Source organism: Rhizobium sp. C1, from assembly GCF_021026335.1.
In the GTDB taxonomy this organism is placed as follows: domain Bacteria; phylum Pseudomonadota; class Alphaproteobacteria; order Rhizobiales; family Rhizobiaceae; genus Ensifer_A.
Window position 1 is genome coordinate 67,564 of record NZ_JAJNCY010000009.1, and the last position, 19,204, is coordinate 86,767.

Here is a 19,204-nt window from a genome sequence, read left to right on the forward strand (position 1 = left end):
ACCAAAAGCTGAAGGGGATGGGCGTTTGGGGAAATATATTCGTCTGCAAGTGGAGCAGGATAACCCGCAGAACCGGGAAGTCGCTTCAGACGTCCAGTTCCTTGAGATCGGCGCGAGTTTCGGCCTTGGCTTCCGCCAGGAGCGCCGCCCAATCGTCGGGAGGGTTGCCGTTTTTCAGCATCCTCGCAAAAACCGCATAAGCATCCGTTTTGCGGCCATAGGCTCGCTTTGTCTTCTCGTCATTCACCCAAGCCAGCACGATGACCTTTCGCTCTTCGTGATAGCGGAAGAAGAGGCGGTATTGCTGGACATATTTGCCGCGAAACCAGTGTTTGTAAGCATCGCCCAGTGTCGATCCCTGACGGAATTTTGCGTCTGAAGGATTGGCGGGGATTTCTTCGAAGGCCATCTTGCGGGTGGCGGCAAGCAGCTTGGCGGCCCGCTTCTGACGATAGTTTTCAGGATCTGCATCGCGGGCTTTGCGAACATCGTCCATCATCTTTTGCAGAGCGTCGACGAAAAGCGGATGAAGATAAATGGACCAGCCGTTGATCTTCAGATCACTCATCGGGAAGCGGCTCGTCCAGATCGACTTCCACGCCCTCGGTGAGCGCATTGATCTCCTTGATGAGGTCGGCGTTCAAGGGTTTGATGGCCGCATTTTTCGGAATGTCCTGTGCCAAAAAGGCCAGGAACCCATCGAGCACCGGGTCCGTCTCGCCAGTCTCATGCTTAGGTTCAATGACGACGGTGCCGTCGGCCAACCCCTTGAAGACGATAGCCCCCTTGCGAACACCCAACATCTTGCGGATTGCGGCAGGCACTGTTGTTTGCCCTCGTTCAGTAATCGTTGCGTCGATCTCGATGGTTGCACGGCTGACCATGGGGGGGGGCTCCTTTGGCAAGAAGGTAATGCAAATGCATTACTTCGTCAACATTCAGCGTCTCAACGCCCTTCGGCTGCCCTTGCCACTGCCTCCCCCAAAGCCGTCAGCAGGCCGGATTGCAAGCGGCTGACCTGCCAGAATAGCGGAATGTCGAGGATGGCTCCGGGGACCAGCTCGACCAGCCGCCCATTCGCCATGGCCTCCGCCACCAGCATGTCCGGATTGCAGCCCCAACCCAACCCGAGGCGGCAGGCGATGACGAAGCCTTGCGGGGACGGCACCCAGTTGAGCGGCGGCGTCAGCTCCGCACCGAAATGTCGTTGCATCCACTGGCTTTGCAGGCGGTCCTTGCGGTTGAAGGCGAGCGACGGGGCGAGCGCCAGGGTCTCCGGCGTGACGCCATCGGCAAAGTGTTGCGCCATGAAGTCCGGGCTGGCATTGGCTCTATAGGTCAGGCTTCCCAGCGGCTTGACGCGGCACCCCTGCACCGGCTTTTCCTGCGACGTCACGGCGGCCAGAACCTCGCCGCGGCGGAGCCATTCGGCAGTGTGATCCTGATCGTCGACCTTGATCTCTACCAGGTGCCCGGTCTTTTGCGAGAAATCCGCGACCGCCGTCAGGAACCAGCTATCGAGACTGTCTGCATTGACCGCCACCGGGATCGTCGCCCTGCCCTCGCCTTCGGGGCTGAGGCCCGGCAGGTCGGCGGCAAGCTCGCCTTCCAGCGCCGAGACGGCATCGAAATGACGGCAGAGCGCCCTGCCCTGCGGCGTCGGTTCCGCCGGCTGGCCGCGACGGACGAGAACCGCACCCACCTTCTCCTCCAGCGCCTTGATACGCTGCGAGACGGCCGACGGCGTGACGTGGAGCGCCAGCGCTGCCCGCTCGAAGCTTCCCTCGCGGACGACGGCGGCAAGCGCAGCCAGAGCGGCGTAATCGAGCATCTTCAGTTTTCCTAATCCAGATTTAGAAAAGTTAGTTTTACTGAAGCGCGGGAACAGGCCAGAAGGCAAGCCTCATCACGCGGGCTTTTCATGTTTTCCATCTTCGCCACCGGTTTTGCCACCAGTCTCGGGCTCATCGTCGCCATCGGCGCGCAGAATGCGTTTCTGCTGCGGCAGGGCCTGCGACGCGAGCATGTCCTCGTGCTTTCCACGATCTGCGCCGTCTCCGATACCTTGCTGATTTCCGCAGGCGTGGCGGGCTTCGGCGTGGCCATGCAGGCTCTACCCTGGCTGGAGCCGGTGATGCGCTATGGCGGGGCGGCCTTTGTCGCGCTTTACGGGCTCAAAAGCCTGTGGTCGGCCTTTCATGTGACAAGCGGCCTCAACCCCGCCGAGGCGCCTCCTGTACCGCTCAAGACCGCGGTCCTGACCTGCCTCACCTTCACCTGGGCCAATCCGCATTGCTATCTCGATACCGTCGTCTTTGTCGGCTCGATCTCGACGCGGTTTGCGCCCAATCAGTGGATATTCGGGGCGGGCGCCGCGACCGCGTCGGTCGTCTTCTTCTTCGCGCTCGGTTACGGCGCGCGGCTGGCGGCCCCCCTGATGGCAACGCCTTCGGCGTGGCGCATCCTTGATGCCTGCATCGGCATGACCATGGGCGCCATCGCGGTGCGGCTTGCGACGCTCGGCTGAACGTTAACTTTTCTCCATCTTGGGATTTGCCCTCTTTACGTCCGATCCGTTATACCATAACACGTAATAATATAACGTTCAGGACTTGAGAATGCATTCGCCAGTCACGCCCTCACGCGCCTCCACGGCGCGCACCAGTCTTCTACAGCATTCGGCACTGTTTCGTGTCGGGCTCGCAGTGCTGGCGATGGTTGGACTTTGGCTTGCCATTGCATGGGCGATTTCCCTGTCATGAGCACGCCTGCGATTGCCCTCGACAACCTGACCGTGACCTATAACAGGCACCCGGCCGTGCATCACGTGTCCGGCGCGCTCGCGCGCGGCAGCCTGACGGCCATTGCCGGGCCAAACGGGGCCGGCAAATCGACCCTGCTGCGCACCATCATGGGCGAGTTGAAGCCTGCAGAAGGAACCATTCGCCGGGCGGTGCCGAGCCGCAATTACGGCTATCTGCCCCAGGCCGCGGATATCAACCGGCGCTTCCCCGTCTCCGTCATCGATACGGTGGTGACCGGCGCATGGAAGCGGGCCGGCGCATTCGGCGGCATTGGCCTGGCCGAGCGGGAGAAGGCGTCCGAAGCGCTTGTGGCTGTCGGGCTCGAAGGGTTCGAGACGCGGCCGATCGGCTCGCTTTCGTCCGGGCAGTTCCAGCGCACACTGTTTGCAAGGCTTCTCTTGCAGAACGCCGCCGTCATCATCCTCGACGAACCCTTCACCGCCATCGACAGCCGCACGACGCAGGACCTGATCGACATCGTGCTGCGCTGGCATGGCGAGGGCCGCACGGTCGTGGCCGTATTGCACGACCACGAACAGGTGCGCAGCTATTTTCCGCAGACGCTTTTGATCGCCCGCGAACTGATCGGCTGGGGGCCGACCGAAGAGGTCATGACCACGCAGAACCTGAAGCGCGCGCGCGCGCTTGCCGAACGCTGGGACGAGAATGCGCCCGTCTGCGAGGTACCGGCATGAGCGCCTACGATCTCTTCATTGCACCCTTCATGGACTACGGTTTCATGCGTCGTGCGCTGGTTGCCTGCCTTTGCCTTGCGCTTGGGGCTGCGCCCATCGGTACGTTTCTTTCCATGCGGCGCATGAGCCTGATGGGCGATGCACTGAGCCATGCGGTTCTGCCGGGTGCGGCCATCGGCTATCTCGTCGCCGGCTCGCTGTCGCTGACGGCGATGGGTATCGGCGGGCTGGTTGCGGGCTTGTCCGTCGCGTTGCTTGCCGGCGTCGTCAGTCGCATGACGGTGCTTCAGGAGGATGCGAGCTTTGCCAGCTTCTATCTGATTTCGCTGGCCGTTGGCGTGCTCATCGTGTCGCTGCGCGGCTCGAATATCGACCTCCTGCATGTGCTCTTCGGCACCATTCTCGCCATCGACAACAACGCGCTGACGCTGATCGGCACGATCACCTCGTTGACGCTCGCCGCGCTCGCCGTGCTCTACCGCCCGCTGGTCATCGATTGCTTCGACCCCGGCTTCCTGCGCGCCGTCGGCGGTCGTGGGCCGCTCATCCATGGGCTTTTCATGCTGATGGTGGTGCTGAACCTTGTGGCCAGTTTCCAGGCGCTGGGCACACTCATGGCCGTCGGCCTGATGATGCTGCCTGCAGCGATTGCGCAGCTCTGGGCGCGGACGCTTCCCGCCATGCTCGGCATCTCGGTGGCGACCGCCTTCATCTCCGGCTACGCGGGGCTGGTCGCCTCCTACCATCTCGAACTGGCTTCCGGCCCGACGATCATCGTTTCGGCAGCGATCATCTATGTCGTTTCGCTGCTCTTCGCGCCTTCGGGCCTCATGAGCCGGTATTTCCGCCGGCCGCATCTCGCCAACTGAACCGTTATCTCAACTGAACAGGAGTTTTGCCCATGCAGAAACGTCTTTTCCTCCTCGGCCTCGCCCTGCCTTTGTGCTTCTCTGGCGCCTTCGCCAGCGCAGCCTCGGCCAAGGACCTCAACGTGGTGGCCTCGTTCACCGTGCTGGCGGATGTCGTCCATCAGGTCGGCGGCGACAAGGTCAAGGTGACGAGCCTCGTCCAGCCCAATGGCGATCCCCATGAATTCGAGCCCTCGCCGGCCGACGCCAAGCATCTCAAGGCCGCCGACGTTGTCTTCGTTTCGGGCGAAGGCCTCGAAGGCTGGATGAACCGACTGATCTCGGCCTCCGGTTACAAGGGTACGCCGGTCACCGTTTCGGAAGGCATCTCGCTGCACAAGATGGAAGAAGACGGCAAGACCGTCACCGATCCGCACGTCTGGAACGACCCGCTCAACGTCAAGATCTGGGTGAAGAACATCGAAGCAGCCCTGAAGGCTGCCGATCCGGAAGATGCCGCCGTCTTCACCGCCAATGCGGATGCCTATCAGAAGAAACTCGACGCCCTGAACGCCTATGCGCATCAGAAGATCGACAAGATCCCGGAAGATCGCCGCAAGGTTCTGACGAGCCACGACGCCTTCGGCTATTTCGGCGCCGAATACAAGGTGAAGTTCCTGTCGCCGCTGGGCGTTTCGACGGAAACCGAAGCCTCGGCCGCCGACGTCGCCAAGCTGATCGACCAGATCAAGTCGGAAGGCGTGAAGACCTACTTCTTCGAAAACTCCAACGACCCGCGCCTTGTCAAGCAGGTCGCCAAGGCCACGGGCGCGACCTCCGGCGGCGAGCTCTATGTCGAGGCGCTGTCGAAGAAGGATGGTCCGGCATCGACCTATGAGAAGATGTTCCGCTTCAACGTCGACCAGCTTGCCGACGCGATGCAGAAGAACAGCTAAGGAACGACTTGGCCGGCGGCTTCCCCCCCCGCTGTCGGTCCGCCCCTCCCCACCCCCCCTGTGGGAGGGGCAACTTTTTACCGCGCCGCAGTCTTTCGGCCGCCGACTGCCTCTCTGCTGGCCGCCAGAATTTCTTCCTGCACATTGTCACTGACAACAGCGCGCGCCAGAACCATGGCGCCGACGATCTGCGCCAGAAACTGCCAGGCGCCGTCGCCATCACCCAGTCTTTCGGCGATGACCGCCTTTGCCTGCAGCAACTGGTCTTCGAAGGATTGCCGCGCATAGTCGGGAGCCCGCGCGATATCAGCGGCCAGCGTCGGCATCAGGCAACCGCTTTCCGGATGATCGACATGCGCGCGGCTGAGATAATGCGCCGCCTGCTCCGCCAGCCAGTTCCCGGCCGGCATCTCCGGATTTCTCGCCCAGCGGGCGCGGCTGCGCTCCATCTCGTTGACGATCACGGCATCCAGCAGACCTGCCTTGGAGCCGAAATGGGCGTAGACCGCGCCTGAAGTGACGCCCGCCGCCGCCGCAAGGGCATCGACGCCCGTGGCCGCGAAGCCCTTTTCCTTGGCGGCTGCGCCGGCTGATTTCAGCAGTTCGCGCCGCTTCTGATCCTTGTAACCGTCCTGATAGCGCATGATCGCTTCGCCTTGATGATCCTTGACAGGGTCCGCTTCTATCACATAACGTTCGTTATTGTAACGATCGTTTTCAGGGAGGAAACCGATGACAGACCAGCCGCGCCGGAAGGCTGCGCTCATCATCGGCGCCGGGGACGCGACGGGCGCGGCAATTGCCAGACGCTTTGCGCGCGGCGGCCATACGGCCTGTGTCACCCGCCGCTCCGCCGAGAAGCTGAAGGGACTTGTCGAGGCGATCCGCGCCGAGGGCGGGGAGGCGCAAGGCTTTGCTGCGGACGCGCGCAAGGAAGAGGACGTGGTGGCCCTCGTGGAACGCATCGAGCGCGAGGTCGGGCCCATTGAGGTCATGGTGTTCAACATCGGCGCGAATGTGCCGGCCAGCGTTCTCGAAGAGACGGCACGGAAATATTTCAAGATCTGGGAGATGGCCTGTTTCAGCGCTTTCTTGAGCGGACGCGAGGTCGCGAAGCGTATGGTGGAGCGCCAGCGCGGCACGATCATCTTCACGGGCGCTACGGCGTCTTTGCGGGGGTCTGCCAATTTCGCCGCCTTTTCGGGCGCGAAGCATGCGCTCAGGGCGCTGGCGCAGAGCATGGCGCGCGAGCTGCAGCCGCGGAACATCCATGTCGCCCATGTCGTCATCGACGGGGCGATCGACACGGATTTCATCCGCGACAGCTTTCCCGAGCGCTATGCGCTGAAGGACCAAGACGGGATTCTCAATCCCGACCACATCGCCGAAAACTACTGGCATCTGCATAACCAGCCGCGCGATGCCTGGACGCATGAACTCGATCTGCGGCCCTGGTCGGAACGCTGGTAGACCTCTCACCTCACAAGGACGAAGCGCATGAAACAGGTCGAATTCTTTTTTGATGTCGGCAGCCCCTTCAGTCATATCGCCTGGCGGGCGCTTCCGGAGATTACGGCGCGCAACGGGGCAGAGATCGTCTGGCGGCCGATCCTGATCGGCGGCGTCTTCAAGGCGACGGGCAATGTGAGTCCGATGACGGTGCCTGCCAAGGGCAGCTATTCCACCATCGACCTGCACCGGTGGGCCAACTATTACGGCATCCCCTTCCAGATGAACCCGCATTTCCCGATCAATACGCTGGCCCTGATGCGCGGCGCCACTGCCATGCTGATGCGCGGGCCAAAGGCGCTGGAAGCCTATCTCGATGTAATCTTTCCGGCGATGTTCGAGCAGCGGGTCAATCTCGGCGACCTGCAGGAAATCGGCAAGGTGCTCGTACGCGCCGGGATCGACCCGCAGGCGCTCATGGCGGAGATCGGTACGGATGCTGTGAAGGACAAGCTGAAAGCCGACACGGACGAAGCCGTTCAGCGCGGCGTCTTCGGCGCGCCGACCTTCTTTGTCGGCCAGGACATGTACTGGGGGCAGGACCGGCTGATGTTCGTGGAGCGGGCGCTTAAAGGGTGAGTGCCAGCGCTCACCGCGTCTTGAACGGCGCCATGCCCATACGCGCCAGTTCATCGGCGCGTTCGTTCTCCGGGTGGCCGGCGTGGCCCTTGACCCAATGGAGCGTCACCTTGTGGCGGTTGCGGGCTTCTTCCAGCGCCTGCCAGAGTTCGGCATTCTTGACCGGCTTCTTGTCTGCGGTCTTCCAGCCGTTTTTCTTCCAGCCGAAAATCCACTTGGAAATGCCGTCCTTCACATAGGCACTGTCGGTGTAGAGATCGACCTCGCAGGGGCTTTTGAGCGCATTCAGCGCCTCGATGGCCGCCATCAACTCCATACGGTTGTTGGTCGTCTCGGCCTCGCCGCCGGACATTTCCTTTTCCTTGTCGCCATAGCGCAGGATCGCGCCCCAGCCACCGGGGCCGGGATTGCCCGAACAGGCGCCATCGGTGAAAATATCGACATGCTTCATCGGAATGCTTTCTTACAGGCCGTAATCGGCGGCGCTTTTGACATGCGCGTGGAAGCGCAGCTTGCGCAGATATTCGAGCGGATCCTTCTTGACCACCAGTGCGCCCGGCGGGGTTTCCAGCCAATCGTAGAGGCGAGTCAGGAAGAAGCGCAGCGCAGAACCGCGCGCGAGGATCGGCAAGGCCACCGCCTCCGCTTCGGAAAGCGGCCGCACCTCCTGATAGCCTTCGAGCAGCGCCATGCCCTTCGTCAGGTTGAAGGAACCATCCTTCTCGAAGCACCAGGCGTTCAGGCAGATCGCCACGTCATAGGCGAGGAAATCATTGCAGGCAAAATAGAAGTCGATGAGACCGGAGAAGGTCTCGTCGAGGAAGAAGACATTGTCCGGAAAGGCATCGGCATGGATCACGCCTGTCGGCAGGTCTTTCGGCCAATGGGTTTCCAGAAAGGCCAGCTCGCCCGGAATTTCGTCGCGCAGCGTCGCGTCGATCTCATGGACGCGGGATTGCGATTTGTCCCAGAGCGGCCGCCAGCCGGAAACGGAGAGCGCATTGCGCCTCGTAATTTCGAAACCCTCGCCAGCGAGATGCATGGCGGCAATCGCCTTGCCCGTCTCGCGGCAATGAGCGACCGTCGGCTTGCGCGGCCACATGCCTTCCAGAAAGGTCACCATGGCGGCGGGGCGGCCGGCAAGCTCGCCGAGCATCCCGCCATCCTTGCGGATGAGGGGCAGCGGGCAGGACAGGCCGTTCTTCGCCAGATGCTGCATCAGGCCCAGAAAGAACGGCAGATCGGCCGGATCGACGCGCTTCTCATAAAGCGTGAGGATGAACGAGCCTTCCGTCGTGTGGAGCAGAAAATTGGAGTTCTCGACGCCTTCGGCAATTCCCTTGTAGGACGTCAGCGAACCGGCGTCATAATCGCTCAGGAAAGCGGAGAGTTCATCTTCCGAGATGTCGGTGTAAACGGCCAAGGCGGGGTTCCTCGCAAGTCAATCCCCGTTCTCATGCCTCGACTCGGGATGCAAAGCAACAGGCTTGAAAGCTGGCGGAAGGGTACTGCCGTCAAGCGTCCCCGTCTGATCAGGCGCGGCGCCAGGCGGCCCCACCGGAGCCGGCCTCCATCGTGCCCTTGGAGAGTGCAGGGGGTGTCTTTTCCCCGCGCGTCTCCAGAAACAAGCGCGCGGCCTCAGCCGTCATCGGCCGGCCAAGCAGATAGCCCTGGCCGATGTCGCATCCCAGCGAGCGCAGATAGGCCAGCTGTTCCTCATCCTCGATCCCTTCCGCCGTCGTCCTGACGCCGAGGGCGGAGCCGAGCGCTATGATCGAGCGGATCACCTTGTCCTGACGTTCGCCCTTGTTCATGGCGGTGACGAAGCTTCGATCGATCTTGATCGTGTCGAAAGAGAAGCCGGAGAGCTGGGAAAGGCTCGAATAGCCGGTGCCGAAATCATCCAGGGCGATGCTGGCGCCGGCTTCCGTCAGGTCGCCCAGAACCTTCTGGGCGGAAGGATAGTCCTTCATCACGCTGCTTTCGGTGATCTCCAGCTCCAGCCGTTCCGGGGAGAACCCCTCCTCCGCCATGATCCTGATCAGCCGGAGACCGATCACGGAATCGCTGAGCAGCACGGGCGACAGATTGAACGCCAGCCGAACCTCACCCGGCCAGCCGCGCGCCTCGATGCAGGCTTGCCGCAACAGATGTTCGGTCAGCGGCGCCATCAGGCCGGTCTCTTCAGCCAGCGGGATGAACTCTGCCGGAGAGACGAATTCGCCCGGCAGGATCTCCCACCGCGCCAGCGCCTCGAAACCGTTGACCCGATCGCTGCTGAGATCGATGAGAGGCTGGAAATAGGGCTTGATGGTGCCTTCTCGCACCGCTCTCTTCAGCGCGCCTTCCAGATGCGCCCGCTTGTAAACGGCCTGCTCCATGGACGGATCGAAGGCCATCACATGGTTGCGGCCCGACGTCTTGGCGGCATACATCGCGTGATCGGAATGCAGAATTGCGGTGTTCAGCGCATCCCCACCGCCGGTGCAGAAGGCATACCCAACGCTCGCCCCGACATCGACCGTCATGACATCGGCATCGATCGGCGCGGTGAGCTGCTGCACGATGCGCTGTCCCAGATCGGCCGCCGCATCGAGGTCGGCGCCGCGTGCAATCACAACGAATTCGTCGCCACCGATACGATAAACGCGCTCGTCCGGAAAGAAGGCCTTCAGGCGCTCGGCGACAATCTTCAACACCTCGTCGCCCACGGCATGACCGAAGAGGTCGTTGACCCGTTTGAACCCGTCCAGATCGATGGAATAGACCGTTCTGTCGAAACTGTCCTGGCGCGCCGAGGCGACAGCATCGATCTTGTGGTCGAGCGAACGGCGGTTCGGCAGGCCCGTGAGGGCATCGTGCGCGGCGATCCAGGCTACGTTCCGCTCGGCCTCGCGGCGGCGGCGGTTTTCAATCGTCAGGTCCTTTACCCGAACCGCGGAATAAATCAGCCCGATCAGGCCGGCGATGTTCAACGAAATGAAAACATCGTCCAAATGAAAGCCACCATAGGCAACAAGGAAGGAATCCAGGTAGGCGTGAAGATTAAACGTCACGGCCAATGCCGCAGCGGACATGAAGACCAGGGCCCAGCCCATGATCTCCATAAAGACCCGCGTTCCGCTCTTTGGTTTCATTCGCGCAACCCCAAAATGCGCCGACGACCATTCCATGCCAGCTCAAAAAGGAATTATACCCTTCGAGAATTTCACCACAATTAAGGGAGATCCTTTATTTTGCGTGAAGCCGCCATCACCATTTCCCCCGAACTATGCGGGCCTCATTTTCACCCGTTGACGAAGGCCATGTCGGACGCGGTCAGTTCGACTTCACGCAACTCGCGATTGACGAGAAAATGCTCATTTTCCTCTGCGGTCACCGCAAGATCGACCGTCGCATCGAAACGCGATTTGAAGGCGGCGATGATCTCGTTGACAATGACTTCTGGCGCGGAGGCGCCGGCAGAGAGGCCGACGACAGAAATGTCGCCGAGATTGTCCCAATCGATTTCGGAAGCGCGCTGAACGAGCAGCGATTTCTTCGCACCCGCCTTTTCCGCCACCTCTACCAGACGTTTCGAATTGGAGGAATTGGGCGCACCGACGATCAGGAACAGATCGCAGCCAGGTGCTGCGTGCTTCACCGCCTCCTGGCGATTGGTGGTGGCATAGCAGATGCTGTCGGCTGCTGGCGCCGCGAGCTTCGGGAAGCGCTCCTGCAGGCGGGCAATCACGCCTGCCGTGTCATCCACAGACAGCGTCGTCTGGGTGACAAAACCAAGATTTTCGGGATCCGCCGGCACATAGCGGTCGGCATCCTCGACGGTTTCGATCAGCGAAACCGCGCCCGGCTCGAGCTGGCCCATCGTGCCGATGACTTCCGGGTGGCCGGCATGGCCGATCAGCACGACATGACGGCCCAGACGCTGGTGGCGCATGGCCTGCTTGTGCACCTTGGATACCAGCGGGCAGGTCGCATCGAGATAGAAGAGATTGCGGGCTTCGGCATCGGCCGGCACCGATTTCGGCACACCGTGGGCGGAAAAGACGACCGGCTGCATGCGGTGTTCGGCAGGGATCTCATCGAGCTCCTCGACGAAGACCGCGCCCTTGGCTTCCAGACCCTCGACCACAAATCGGTTGTGCACGATCTCGTGGCGGACATAGACCGGCGCGCCGAAGCGCTTCAGCGCCAGAACGACAATCTGGATGGCGCGATCGACGCCGGCACAAAAGCCGCGCGGTTCGCAGAGTCGGATGGTCAGCTTCGGCTTCATGGCACCCCTCAGGCATGGACGCCGGCGACGAGCACGGCGATCATCGTGATAATTGCCGGCATGCCTTGCGTGAACAGGATTTTCCGGCTCGCCGACCATGCGCCGTAAAGGGCAGCAACAATCACGCAACCGAGGAAGAAGACCTTCAGCTCATAGGCAAAAACGGCGTCGGGATGGATGAGGCTCCAGAAGAGACCTGCGGCGAGAAAGCCGTTATAGAGGCCCTGGTTTGCCCCCAGAACCTTGGTTTCCTCAGCCTTTTCCAGGCTCATGCCAAACGTGCGCAGGCCCTGCGGCTTCGTCCAGAGGAACATCTCGAGATAGAGAATGTAAACATGTTCAATGGCGACGAGCGCGGTGAGTATGGCGGCAACAATGGTCATTTCTCAGTTCCCGTTTTGCGCCCGCGAAACCAGCCGATCGCGACGACTGCGGCCAATGCTGCAGCTAGGCCATACCATGTCAGCGCATATTGTAAATGATTATTGGGAAAGTCGAACTGGGTGACGCCGCCGATCGGCAGCCCGCCGGGATTGGGCGCATCATTGGCATCGACGAAGAATTGCAGGACGCGCGCCTTTGCGAAGCCGGCATGCGCCGTCATCGCGTCGAGATCCTTCCAGTAGAAGATGTTCTTCGCCGGATCGTTGTCGGGGACCGCCCAGGACGGCTTGCCGAGAAGCTTGGAGCGGGCAAGCCCCGTGACCGTCACCTCCCCCGTGACCTGGCCAGCGGCGCGCGTGGCCGCATCCTTTTTGTCATAGGGGATGAAGCCGCGATTCACGAAAATATACTCGCCGCCGGCAAGCTTCAGCGGCGTGTAGACATAGTAGCCGGCCTCGCCGTTATAGGTGGCGAAGAAAAACTGCTCACGTGTATGATCGAACGTGCCGGTGATGTTGACGGGCCGATAGTCCACATCGCCGCCGGAGGCCAGAACACCCCCGATCTTGTCAATGCCGATGGGGGGCATGGCGCGGCGCTCGGCGATATCGGACAGAAGCGCCTCTTTCCAGGCCAGACGGTGCATCTGCCAGGTGCCTAGCGCGATCAGTGTCGTGAAGGTCAGCGCCAGAAGAACAAGCGTGACGATTCTGCGAACCCAGCGCCAGAAGGGGCGCGCTGCCCGTCTTCCGTCTTCTATTGTGTCAACCACGGTCTATCTCGCCCGGCTTGGCGTTATGTAAATATTGCAGATTGATGAGCACACCCTTGAGCGAGCGCATCAGCGCCAGGCCTGAGAGGATCATCAGCGGAATCCAGAGCACGAACTGCACCCACATGGGCGGCTCATAAGTCACCTGCATCCAGAAGGCCAGCCCCACGAAGATAAAGCCAATGATCAGCAGAACGAAGACCACCGGCCCGTCACCGGCGTCAATAAAGCCGTAATCCAGCCCGCAATTCGAGCAGGCCGGCCTGACCTTCGTGAAGCCCTCGAAAAGGGCACCCTCGCCACAGCGCGGGCAGCGGCACCTAAGTCCGGCGGCAATAGGGTTCACCGCAGGGTAAAGCGCTTCATCGTCTTTATCTGGCTGCACGGTTCAAACCTCCGCAAAGCGCCTCGAGAAATCGTCACTTGATGACATCGGCCCATTCGGGATGACGCCCGACCTGCGCCTTGAAGAAGGGGCACAACGGAATGATCTTCCAGCCGCCTGCCCGCGCCTCCTCGACAGCGTGGGCGGCCAGCGCCTGTCCGGCGCCCTTGCCGCGCAGCGCATCGGGTACGCCGGTGTGATCGATGATGATCAGATGGGCCGACGCGCGCGAATAGGTCATTTCCGCCTCATGGCCCTCAAGCGTGGCGACATAACGACCGCCCGAGCCCGTTTTTTCCTCACGAATGTCCATGCTGCGTTTCCTTTCATGCTTTTCGGGACGACTGGCCCGCGATGGCCGATCTCGCCAAAATGAAAACGGCGCGGACCAGCCGCGCCGCCGGATTTTGCCAGTCAGTCTTGCTCAGCCATGCGCCAGCGGCGCGCCCCAGCCGCCCCAGATATAGATGGCGAAGAAGAGGAAAAGCCAGACGACGTCGACAAAGTGCCAGTACCAGGCGGCCGCTTCGAAGCCGAAATGCTGCTTCGGCGTGAAATCGCCGCCGACCGCCCGAAACAGGCAGACGGCGAGGAAGATCGTGCCGACGATGACATGGAAGCCGTGGAAGCCGGTTGCCATGAAGAAGGTCGCGCCGTAGATCGAGTTCTTGAACGCGAAAGGCGCGTGGGCGTATTCGTAGCCCTGCACGAATGTGAAGAGCAGGCCGAGAAGCACCGTCAGCGTCAGGCCATTGATCAAGCCCCGGCGGTCGCCATGCAATAGCGAATGATGCGCCCACGTGACCGTCGTGCCCGAAAGCAGCAGGATCACGGTGTTGTAGATCGGCAGGTGCCAGGGGTCGAGAACCTCGATGCCCTTCGGCGGCCATGTTCCGCCGGTGAAGGTGGTGCGGGCGGCCTGGATGGCCTCGCCCGGGAAGAGGCTGGCGTCGAAGAAGGCCCAGAACCAGGCGACGAAGAACATCACTTCGGACGCGATGAACATGATCATGCCATAGCGCAGGTGCAGCGATACGACGCGCGTGTGGTGACCTTCATGGGCTTCCTTGATCGTGTCGGCCCACCAGGCGAACATCGTGTAGAGCACCAGCACGAGACCGATGAAGAAGACCCACGGATTGGCGAGGTTCATGCCGAACAGTTCGAAGGGCTGCCCGGAAAGATAACGCATGTAGCACACGCCACCGATCGCCATGATGAAGGCGCCGACCGAGGCCAGGAAGGGCCACGGGCTGGGATCGATGATGTGATAGTCGTGTTGTCTGTTGTGTCCGTCTGCCATGTCAGTCTTCCCCGGATTTCAACCCCGCCCCGGCGAACCGGAGCTCTCCTCTCGAAAATTCAAAGCTTTGCTGCAGCATCCACCGGCTTCTTCGCATCGGCGACCGGGCGGGTCTTCTCATGCGGATAGAAGGTGTAGGACAGCGTGATGGTTCCAATGCTCTTCGTCTCGCGATCCTTCACGATGTCAGGATCGACGAAGAAGAGCACGGGCATTTCCAGTTCCTCCCCAGGCTTCAGCGTCGTCTCGGTGAAGCAGAAGCACTGGATCTTGTTGAAATAGGCCCCGGCCTGTTCCGGCGTCACGTTGAACGTCGCCTGACCGGTCAGCTCCTTGTCGGATGTGTTCTTCGCATGGAAGTAGATCTGCTTCGTCTCGCCGATCTTCATGACGACGTCGCGCTGGTCCGGCTTGAAATCCCAGGCGAGACCCGACGCCACATTGCCGTCGAAGCGGACCTTGATGGTCTGATCGAGAATGACGCCGGAGGCCTGTTCGACTTCACGAACCGTGCCGCCGTATCCCGTGACCTGACAGAACATGCGATAGAGCGGCACCGCCGCGTAGGACAGTCCGATCATGCCGAAAAAGATGCCGAGACAGACCACGACCACGAGGCCGTTGCGTCTGTCTTGTGTTCCTTTCGCCATGGTCTCTCCTCCCCAAGCGCCCGTTACACCGGCTTGCTGCCGAACTTGATGATCGTGATCGCGTAGAAGATCGCAACAAGTCCGGCGAGAACGAGGCCCAGCGCGATGTTGCGGCCCCGACGCGATTTCTGCTGCGCTTCCGTCAGCTTGACCGTTTCTAGCTCCATCAGATGAGCCCTCCCATGTGCAGCAGGTTCGCCGCATAGTGGTCGGCCATCAGGCCGGAAAAGATGACGAACAGATAGAGGATCGAATAGGCGAAGAGCTTCTTGGCCGGGACCATCTTCTGATCCTTGTCATCCATGCGATAGACGCCGATCGACATGGCGACAAAGATGAGGCCGAGCACACCGGCAAAAATGCCGTATCCTATGCTGGCCAGCCCCGTGAAGGTCGGCGCGACACCGGCAATGGCAGTCAGAACCGAATAGAGGACGATCTGCGTCTTGGTCGTGGCGATACCCGAAACGTTCGGCAGCATCGGAACGCCCGCGGCGCCGTAATCCTTCATCTTGAACAGCGCCAGCGCCCAGAAATGCGCAGGCGTCCACAGGAAGATGATGAGGAACAGACAGATGCTGTCGATCGAAACACCGCCGGTCACGCAGGCCCAGCCAATCATGGGCGGGAAAGCGCCGGCCGCGCCGCCGATGACGATGTTCTGCGGCGTCGAGCGCTTCAGCCACATCGTATAGACGACGGCGTAGAAGAAGATGGTGAAGGCCAGCAGGCCAGCGGCCAGCGTGTTGACCGCCAGACCCAGAATGGCGACCGAAAAGGCGGACAAGACAAGGCCGAAAGCCAGCGCCTCGTTGGGCGCGATCTTGCCGGCAGGAATGGGGCGCGTTGCCGTGCGGGCCATGACCGCATCGATATCGGCGTCATACCACATGTTCAGCGCACCGGAGGCCCCCGCCCCCACCGCGATGCAGACGATGGCGAAGAAGGCCATCAGCGGATGGATGGTGCCGGGCGCAAGGATAAGGCCTGCAAAGGCCGTGAAGACGACAAGCGACATGACGCGCGGCTTCAGCAGGGCGAAGAAATCCCCCGCCGAGGCTTCGGAAACCTTGAAGCCTGCCTGCGCGTCGCTGATTTCGCGGTTGTCGATCAAAGACATGAACTGAACCTGTCGCTCTTCTTGCATACCAAGGCCGGACGACGCCCGGCGCTGGCTTCATACAGACTGGAAGCGCCGCCTCGCAAGCGGCGCTTCGTTTTTTGTCCCGCCTATTTGATGCGCGGAAGCTGTTCCCACTGGTGGGTGGGCGGCGGCGAGGACAGCTGCCATTCCAGCGTATCGGCGCCCGGCCCCCACGGATTGTCGCCTGCGACGCGCTTCTTCATGAAGGCCTCGATGACACAGACGAAGAAGATGAACACGCCGAAGGCTGAGATGTAGGAACCGACCGACGAGACATAGTTCCAGCCGGCAAAGGCGTCCGGATAGTCGATGTAGCGGCGCGGCATGCCGGCAAGGCCGAGGAAGTGTTGCGGGAAGAACACCATGTTCACGCCGACGAACATGACGAAGAAATGCAGGTTGCCCAGCATTTCACTGTACATGTAGCCGGTCATCTTCGGGAACCAGTAGTACCAGGCCGCGAAGATCGCGAAGACTGCGCCGAGCGACAGAACGTAGTGGAAGTGGGCCACGACGTAATAGGTGTCATGCACTGCGCGGTCGAGACCGGCGTTTGCAAGCTGCACGCCCGTCACACCACCGACGGTGAACAGGAAGATGAACCCGATCGCCCAGATCATCGGCGTACGGAACGAGATCGAGCCGCCCCACATCGTCGCGATCCAGGAGAAGATCTTGATGCCGGTCGGCACCGCGATCACCATGGTGGCGAAGAGGAAGTAGCGCTGCGTGTTGAGCGACAGGCCCACAGTGTACATGTGGTGCGCCCACACGATGAAGCCGACGGCGCCGATGGCCACCATGGCATAGGCCATCCCGAGATAGCCGAAGACCGGCTTTCGCGAGAAGGTCGAGATGATGTGGCTGATGATACCGAAGCCGGGCAGGATCAGGATGTACACTTCCGGGTGACCGAAGAACCAGAACAGGTGCTGGAAGAGGATCGGGTCACCACCGTTTTCCGGCGCGAAGAAGGACGTGCCGAAATTGCGGTCGGTCAGCAGCATGGTGATGCCGCCGGCAAGAACCGGCAGCGACAGCAGAAGCAGGAAGGCGGTGATCAGAACCGACCAGGCAAAGAGCGGCATCTTGTGCAGCGTCATGCCCGGAGCGCGCATGTTCATGATGGTCGTAATGAAGTTGATCGCGCCGAGGATCGAGGATGCGCCGGCGATGTGGAGCGCCAGGATGGCAAGGTCGACGGACGGTCCGGGGGTGCCCGATGTCGAGAGCGGCGGATACATGGTCCAGCCGCCACCCACGCCATAGCCACCGGCCGGACCCGGCGCGAACATGGACAGGATGAGCAGCAGGAAGGCCGGGACAATCAGCCAGAAGGAGATATTGTTCATGCGCGGGAACGCCATGTCCGGCGCACCGATCATGATCGGGATCATCCAGTTGGCGAAGCCGCCGATGAGCGCCGGCATGACCATGAAGAAGATCATGATCAGCGCATGCGCAGTGGTGAAGACGTTGTACATCTGCTTGCCGCCGTCGATGGCGGCATCGCCCTGCATTCCATAAACCATCTGGGCCAGACCGTTGAAGATCTGGATGCCGGGTTCCTGAAGCTCCATGCGCATCAGAACCGACAGAAGACCGCCGACAACGCCGGCGAAGATCGCGAAAATCAGGTAGAGTGTGCCGATATCCTTGTGGTTGGTCGAGAAGAACCAACGCGTGAAGAAGCCCGGAGCGTGGTGGTGATCGTGCGCGGCATGGTCGTCGTGACCCCCAGCGTGACCATGGGCATGATCATGGGCGTGATCGTGATTGCTAGCCATCTTGATGTTCCCCCTCCGAATTACTGTGCACTGGAGGCCACATCGACGGTCTTCTTGCCGTCGGTGGCTGCCATGAGGGCCTTGTTGGCCGCGCCGAGATTACCGGCGGCGGCGGTGAGCCACGTCTTGTACTGTTCTTCGGTCACAACGCGAATGGCGACCGGCATGAAGGCGTGGTCCTTGCCACAGAGCTCGGAACACTGGCCGTAGTAGAGACCTTCCTTGTCCGCCTTGAACCAGGTTTCGTTCATGCGGCCCGGAATGGCGTCGATCTTGACCCCGAAAGCAGGCATTGCGAAGGCATGGATGACGTCAGCACCCGTGACCAGAACGCGCACCGTCTTGCCGACCGGAACGACAAGCTCGTTATCCACAGCGAGAAGACGCGGATAGGCCGCCTTGTCTTCCTTGCCGAACTTGGAACGGTCTGCATCCTTGAGCATCAGCGAATCGAAAGCGAGCTCCTTGCCGCCCTGATATTCATAGGACCAGTACCACTGGTTGCCCGTCGCCTTGATCGTCAGATCCGTGTCTTTCGGAATGATCAGTTCGTTCGACAGGAGCTGGAACGAGGGAATGGCGATGAAGAACAGCACCACGACGGGGCCGAGGGTCCAGAAAATCTCGATCAGCGTGTTGTGGCTGGTCTTTGAGGGAACCGGATTGGCAGCGGCGCGGAACCGAATAACGACGATGATCAGCAGCGCCAGAACCAGCAGCGTAATCGGCACGATGAACCACAGCGTGTATTCCTCGAACCAGCGGATTTCCTTCATCACACCCGACGCAGCCGGCTGCAGATCAGTCTGCCATGGCGTCGGTTGGGCAGCGTATGCCGCACCAGCAAAGAGCAAACTGGCGGCCGACGCCATTGCTGCAATAGCCTTGTTCCTCACGAATCTCTCTCCCCTCAGTGTTTGGCCCTCGACACTTGATCGAGATCAAACCGTCTAGCAGATTTCCTGCTATCCTAACTGTTTCAAACCACAGTTTAGCCCCAATCGCAACCGCCGTCACTGTGCACGCATGCGTCATTTTTGCGCAAGAGCCCTGGCTACTCTGGCTTTTATCAATTCATCTTTGAATTGCCGGGCTTTGCGGACGCTATTTTT

The 19,204-nt window shown here is 61.1% G+C and carries 24 protein-coding genes; 6 read left to right on the forward strand and 18 right to left on the reverse strand.

Annotated features, from left to right (window positions below):
• Positions 1 to 85 precede the first annotated feature (85 nt).
• The 3 genes from LQK83_RS17515 to LQK83_RS17525 form a co-directional block, all read right to left on the reverse strand.
• A complete protein-coding gene (locus tag LQK83_RS17515) occupies positions 86 to 568 on the reverse strand; it encodes a type II toxin-antitoxin system YhaV family toxin (RefSeq protein WP_230838688.1) in 483 nt (160 codons plus the stop codon).
• Positions 561 to 884 (reverse strand): type II toxin-antitoxin system PrlF family antitoxin, encoded by a 324-nt coding sequence (locus LQK83_RS17520; protein WP_230838689.1) that lies wholly within the window; start codon positions 882 to 884, stop codon positions 561 to 563. The genes LQK83_RS17515 and LQK83_RS17520 overlap by 8 nt, the downstream gene beginning before the upstream one ends.
• A 62-nt stretch (positions 885 to 946) precedes the next feature.
• Positions 947 to 1,831, reverse strand: a complete 885-nt coding sequence (locus LQK83_RS17525; protein ID WP_230838690.1) for a LysR family transcriptional regulator ArgP — start codon at positions 1,829 to 1,831, stop codon at positions 947 to 949.
• Between the two features lie 90 nt (positions 1,832 to 1,921).
• On the opposite strand from LQK83_RS17525, the gene LQK83_RS17530 reads away from it, so the two are divergent.
• From LQK83_RS17530 to LQK83_RS17545, 4 genes are all read left to right on the forward strand, one after another.
• Positions 1,922 to 2,527, forward strand: a complete 606-nt coding sequence (locus LQK83_RS17530) for a LysE/ArgO family amino acid transporter (RefSeq protein WP_230838691.1) — start codon at positions 1,922 to 1,924, stop codon at positions 2,525 to 2,527.
• 231 nt (positions 2,528 to 2,758) lie between these two features.
• The gene (locus tag LQK83_RS17535) at positions 2,759 to 3,499 is read left to right on the forward strand and encodes a metal ABC transporter ATP-binding protein (RefSeq protein ID WP_230838692.1); all 741 of its coding nucleotides are present in this window, start codon (positions 2,759 to 2,761) and stop codon (positions 3,497 to 3,499) included.
• Positions 3,496 to 4,368, forward strand: a complete 873-nt coding sequence (locus LQK83_RS17540; RefSeq protein ID WP_230838693.1) for a metal ABC transporter permease — start codon at positions 3,496 to 3,498, stop codon at positions 4,366 to 4,368. The genes LQK83_RS17535 and LQK83_RS17540 overlap by 4 nt, the downstream gene beginning before the upstream one ends.
• A 32-nt stretch (positions 4,369 to 4,400) precedes the next feature.
• Positions 4,401 to 5,303, forward strand: coding sequence for a metal ABC transporter substrate-binding protein (locus LQK83_RS17545; RefSeq protein WP_230838694.1), 903 nt, complete (start codon positions 4,401 to 4,403; stop codon positions 5,301 to 5,303).
• Between the two features lie 77 nt (positions 5,304 to 5,380).
• Here the strand turns inward: LQK83_RS17545 and LQK83_RS17550 are convergent, their stop codons facing one another.
• A complete protein-coding gene (locus LQK83_RS17550) occupies positions 5,381 to 5,947 on the reverse strand; it encodes a TetR/AcrR family transcriptional regulator (protein ID WP_230838695.1) in 567 nt (188 codons plus the stop codon).
• Positions 5,948 to 6,035: 88 nt separating this feature from the next.
• Between LQK83_RS17550 and LQK83_RS17555 the strand changes: the two genes are divergently transcribed.
• Entirely contained in the window at positions 6,036 to 6,773 is a 738-nt protein-coding gene (locus LQK83_RS17555) for an SDR family oxidoreductase (protein WP_230838696.1), read from the forward strand.
• A 27-nt stretch (positions 6,774 to 6,800) separates the two neighbouring features.
• The gene (locus tag LQK83_RS17560) at positions 6,801 to 7,391 is read left to right on the forward strand and encodes a 2-hydroxychromene-2-carboxylate isomerase (protein WP_230838697.1); all 591 of its coding nucleotides are present in this window, start codon (positions 6,801 to 6,803) and stop codon (positions 7,389 to 7,391) included.
• Positions 7,392 to 7,401: 10 nt separating this feature from the next.
• Here the strand turns inward: LQK83_RS17560 and rnhA are convergent, their stop codons facing one another.
• The 14 genes from rnhA to coxB all read right to left on the reverse strand — a co-directional run bounded on the left by rnhA (position 7,402) and on the right by coxB (position 18,988).
• On the reverse strand, positions 7,402 to 7,842 hold the full coding sequence (gene rnhA / locus LQK83_RS17565; protein ID WP_230838698.1) for a ribonuclease HI: 441 nt from the start codon (positions 7,840 to 7,842) through the stop codon (positions 7,402 to 7,404).
• Positions 7,843 to 7,854: 12 nt separating this feature from the next.
• Positions 7,855 to 8,814 carry a homoserine kinase gene (locus tag LQK83_RS17570; RefSeq protein ID WP_230838699.1) on the reverse strand — a complete coding sequence of 320 codons (960 nt, stop codon included), beginning with the start codon at positions 8,812 to 8,814 and terminating at the stop codon, positions 7,855 to 7,857.
• Positions 8,815 to 8,923: 109 nt separating this feature from the next.
• Positions 8,924 to 10,528: a putative bifunctional diguanylate cyclase/phosphodiesterase gene (locus tag LQK83_RS17575; protein ID WP_230838700.1), complete on the reverse strand. Its 1,605-nt coding sequence runs from the start codon at positions 10,526 to 10,528 to the stop codon at positions 8,924 to 8,926.
• A gap of 149 nt (positions 10,529 to 10,677) precedes the next feature.
• Positions 10,678 to 11,667, reverse strand: coding sequence for a 4-hydroxy-3-methylbut-2-enyl diphosphate reductase (gene ispH / locus LQK83_RS17580; RefSeq protein ID WP_230838701.1), 990 nt, complete (start codon positions 11,665 to 11,667; stop codon positions 10,678 to 10,680).
• An 8-nt stretch (positions 11,668 to 11,675) separates the two neighbouring features.
• Entirely contained in the window at positions 11,676 to 12,050 is a 375-nt protein-coding gene (locus LQK83_RS17585; RefSeq protein ID WP_230838702.1) for a DUF1304 domain-containing protein, read from the reverse strand.
• Positions 12,047 to 12,823, reverse strand: coding sequence for an SURF1 family protein (locus LQK83_RS17590; protein WP_442966790.1), 777 nt, complete (start codon positions 12,821 to 12,823; stop codon positions 12,047 to 12,049). The genes LQK83_RS17585 and LQK83_RS17590 overlap by 4 nt, the downstream gene beginning before the upstream one ends.
• Entirely contained in the window at positions 12,816 to 13,208 is a 393-nt protein-coding gene (locus LQK83_RS17595) for a DUF983 domain-containing protein (protein WP_230838703.1), read from the reverse strand. Before LQK83_RS17595 ends, LQK83_RS17590 begins: the two co-directional genes overlap by 8 nt.
• Positions 13,209 to 13,242: 34 nt before the next feature.
• Positions 13,243 to 13,521 (reverse strand): GNAT family N-acetyltransferase, encoded by a 279-nt coding sequence (locus tag LQK83_RS17600; protein ID WP_230838704.1) that lies wholly within the window; start codon positions 13,519 to 13,521, stop codon positions 13,243 to 13,245.
• A 111-nt stretch (positions 13,522 to 13,632) separates the two neighbouring features.
• Positions 13,633 to 14,511, reverse strand: a complete 879-nt coding sequence (locus LQK83_RS17605) for a cytochrome c oxidase subunit 3 (RefSeq protein WP_230838705.1) — start codon at positions 14,509 to 14,511, stop codon at positions 13,633 to 13,635.
• 59 nt (positions 14,512 to 14,570) lie between these two features.
• On the reverse strand, positions 14,571 to 15,161 hold the full coding sequence (locus tag LQK83_RS17610; protein ID WP_230838706.1) for a cytochrome c oxidase assembly protein: 591 nt from the start codon (positions 15,159 to 15,161) through the stop codon (positions 14,571 to 14,573).
• A 23-nt stretch (positions 15,162 to 15,184) separates the two neighbouring features.
• On the reverse strand, positions 15,185 to 15,328 hold the full coding sequence (locus LQK83_RS17615; RefSeq protein WP_230838707.1) for a hypothetical protein: 144 nt from the start codon (positions 15,326 to 15,328) through the stop codon (positions 15,185 to 15,187).
• On the reverse strand, positions 15,328 to 16,281 hold the full coding sequence (locus LQK83_RS17620) for a heme o synthase (RefSeq protein ID WP_230838708.1): 954 nt from the start codon (positions 16,279 to 16,281) through the stop codon (positions 15,328 to 15,330). The genes LQK83_RS17615 and LQK83_RS17620 overlap by 1 nt, the downstream gene beginning before the upstream one ends.
• Positions 16,282 to 16,391: 110 nt before the next feature.
• Complete coding sequence (ctaD, locus tag LQK83_RS17625) at positions 16,392 to 18,092, reverse strand: cytochrome c oxidase subunit I (protein WP_230838709.1); 1,701 nt, start codon at positions 18,090 to 18,092, stop codon at positions 16,392 to 16,394.
• A 20-nt stretch (positions 18,093 to 18,112) separates the two neighbouring features.
• The gene (gene coxB / locus LQK83_RS17630; RefSeq protein WP_230838710.1) at positions 18,113 to 18,988 is read right to left on the reverse strand and encodes a cytochrome c oxidase subunit II; all 876 of its coding nucleotides are present in this window, start codon (positions 18,986 to 18,988) and stop codon (positions 18,113 to 18,115) included.
• Positions 18,989 to 19,204 lie beyond the last annotated feature (216 nt).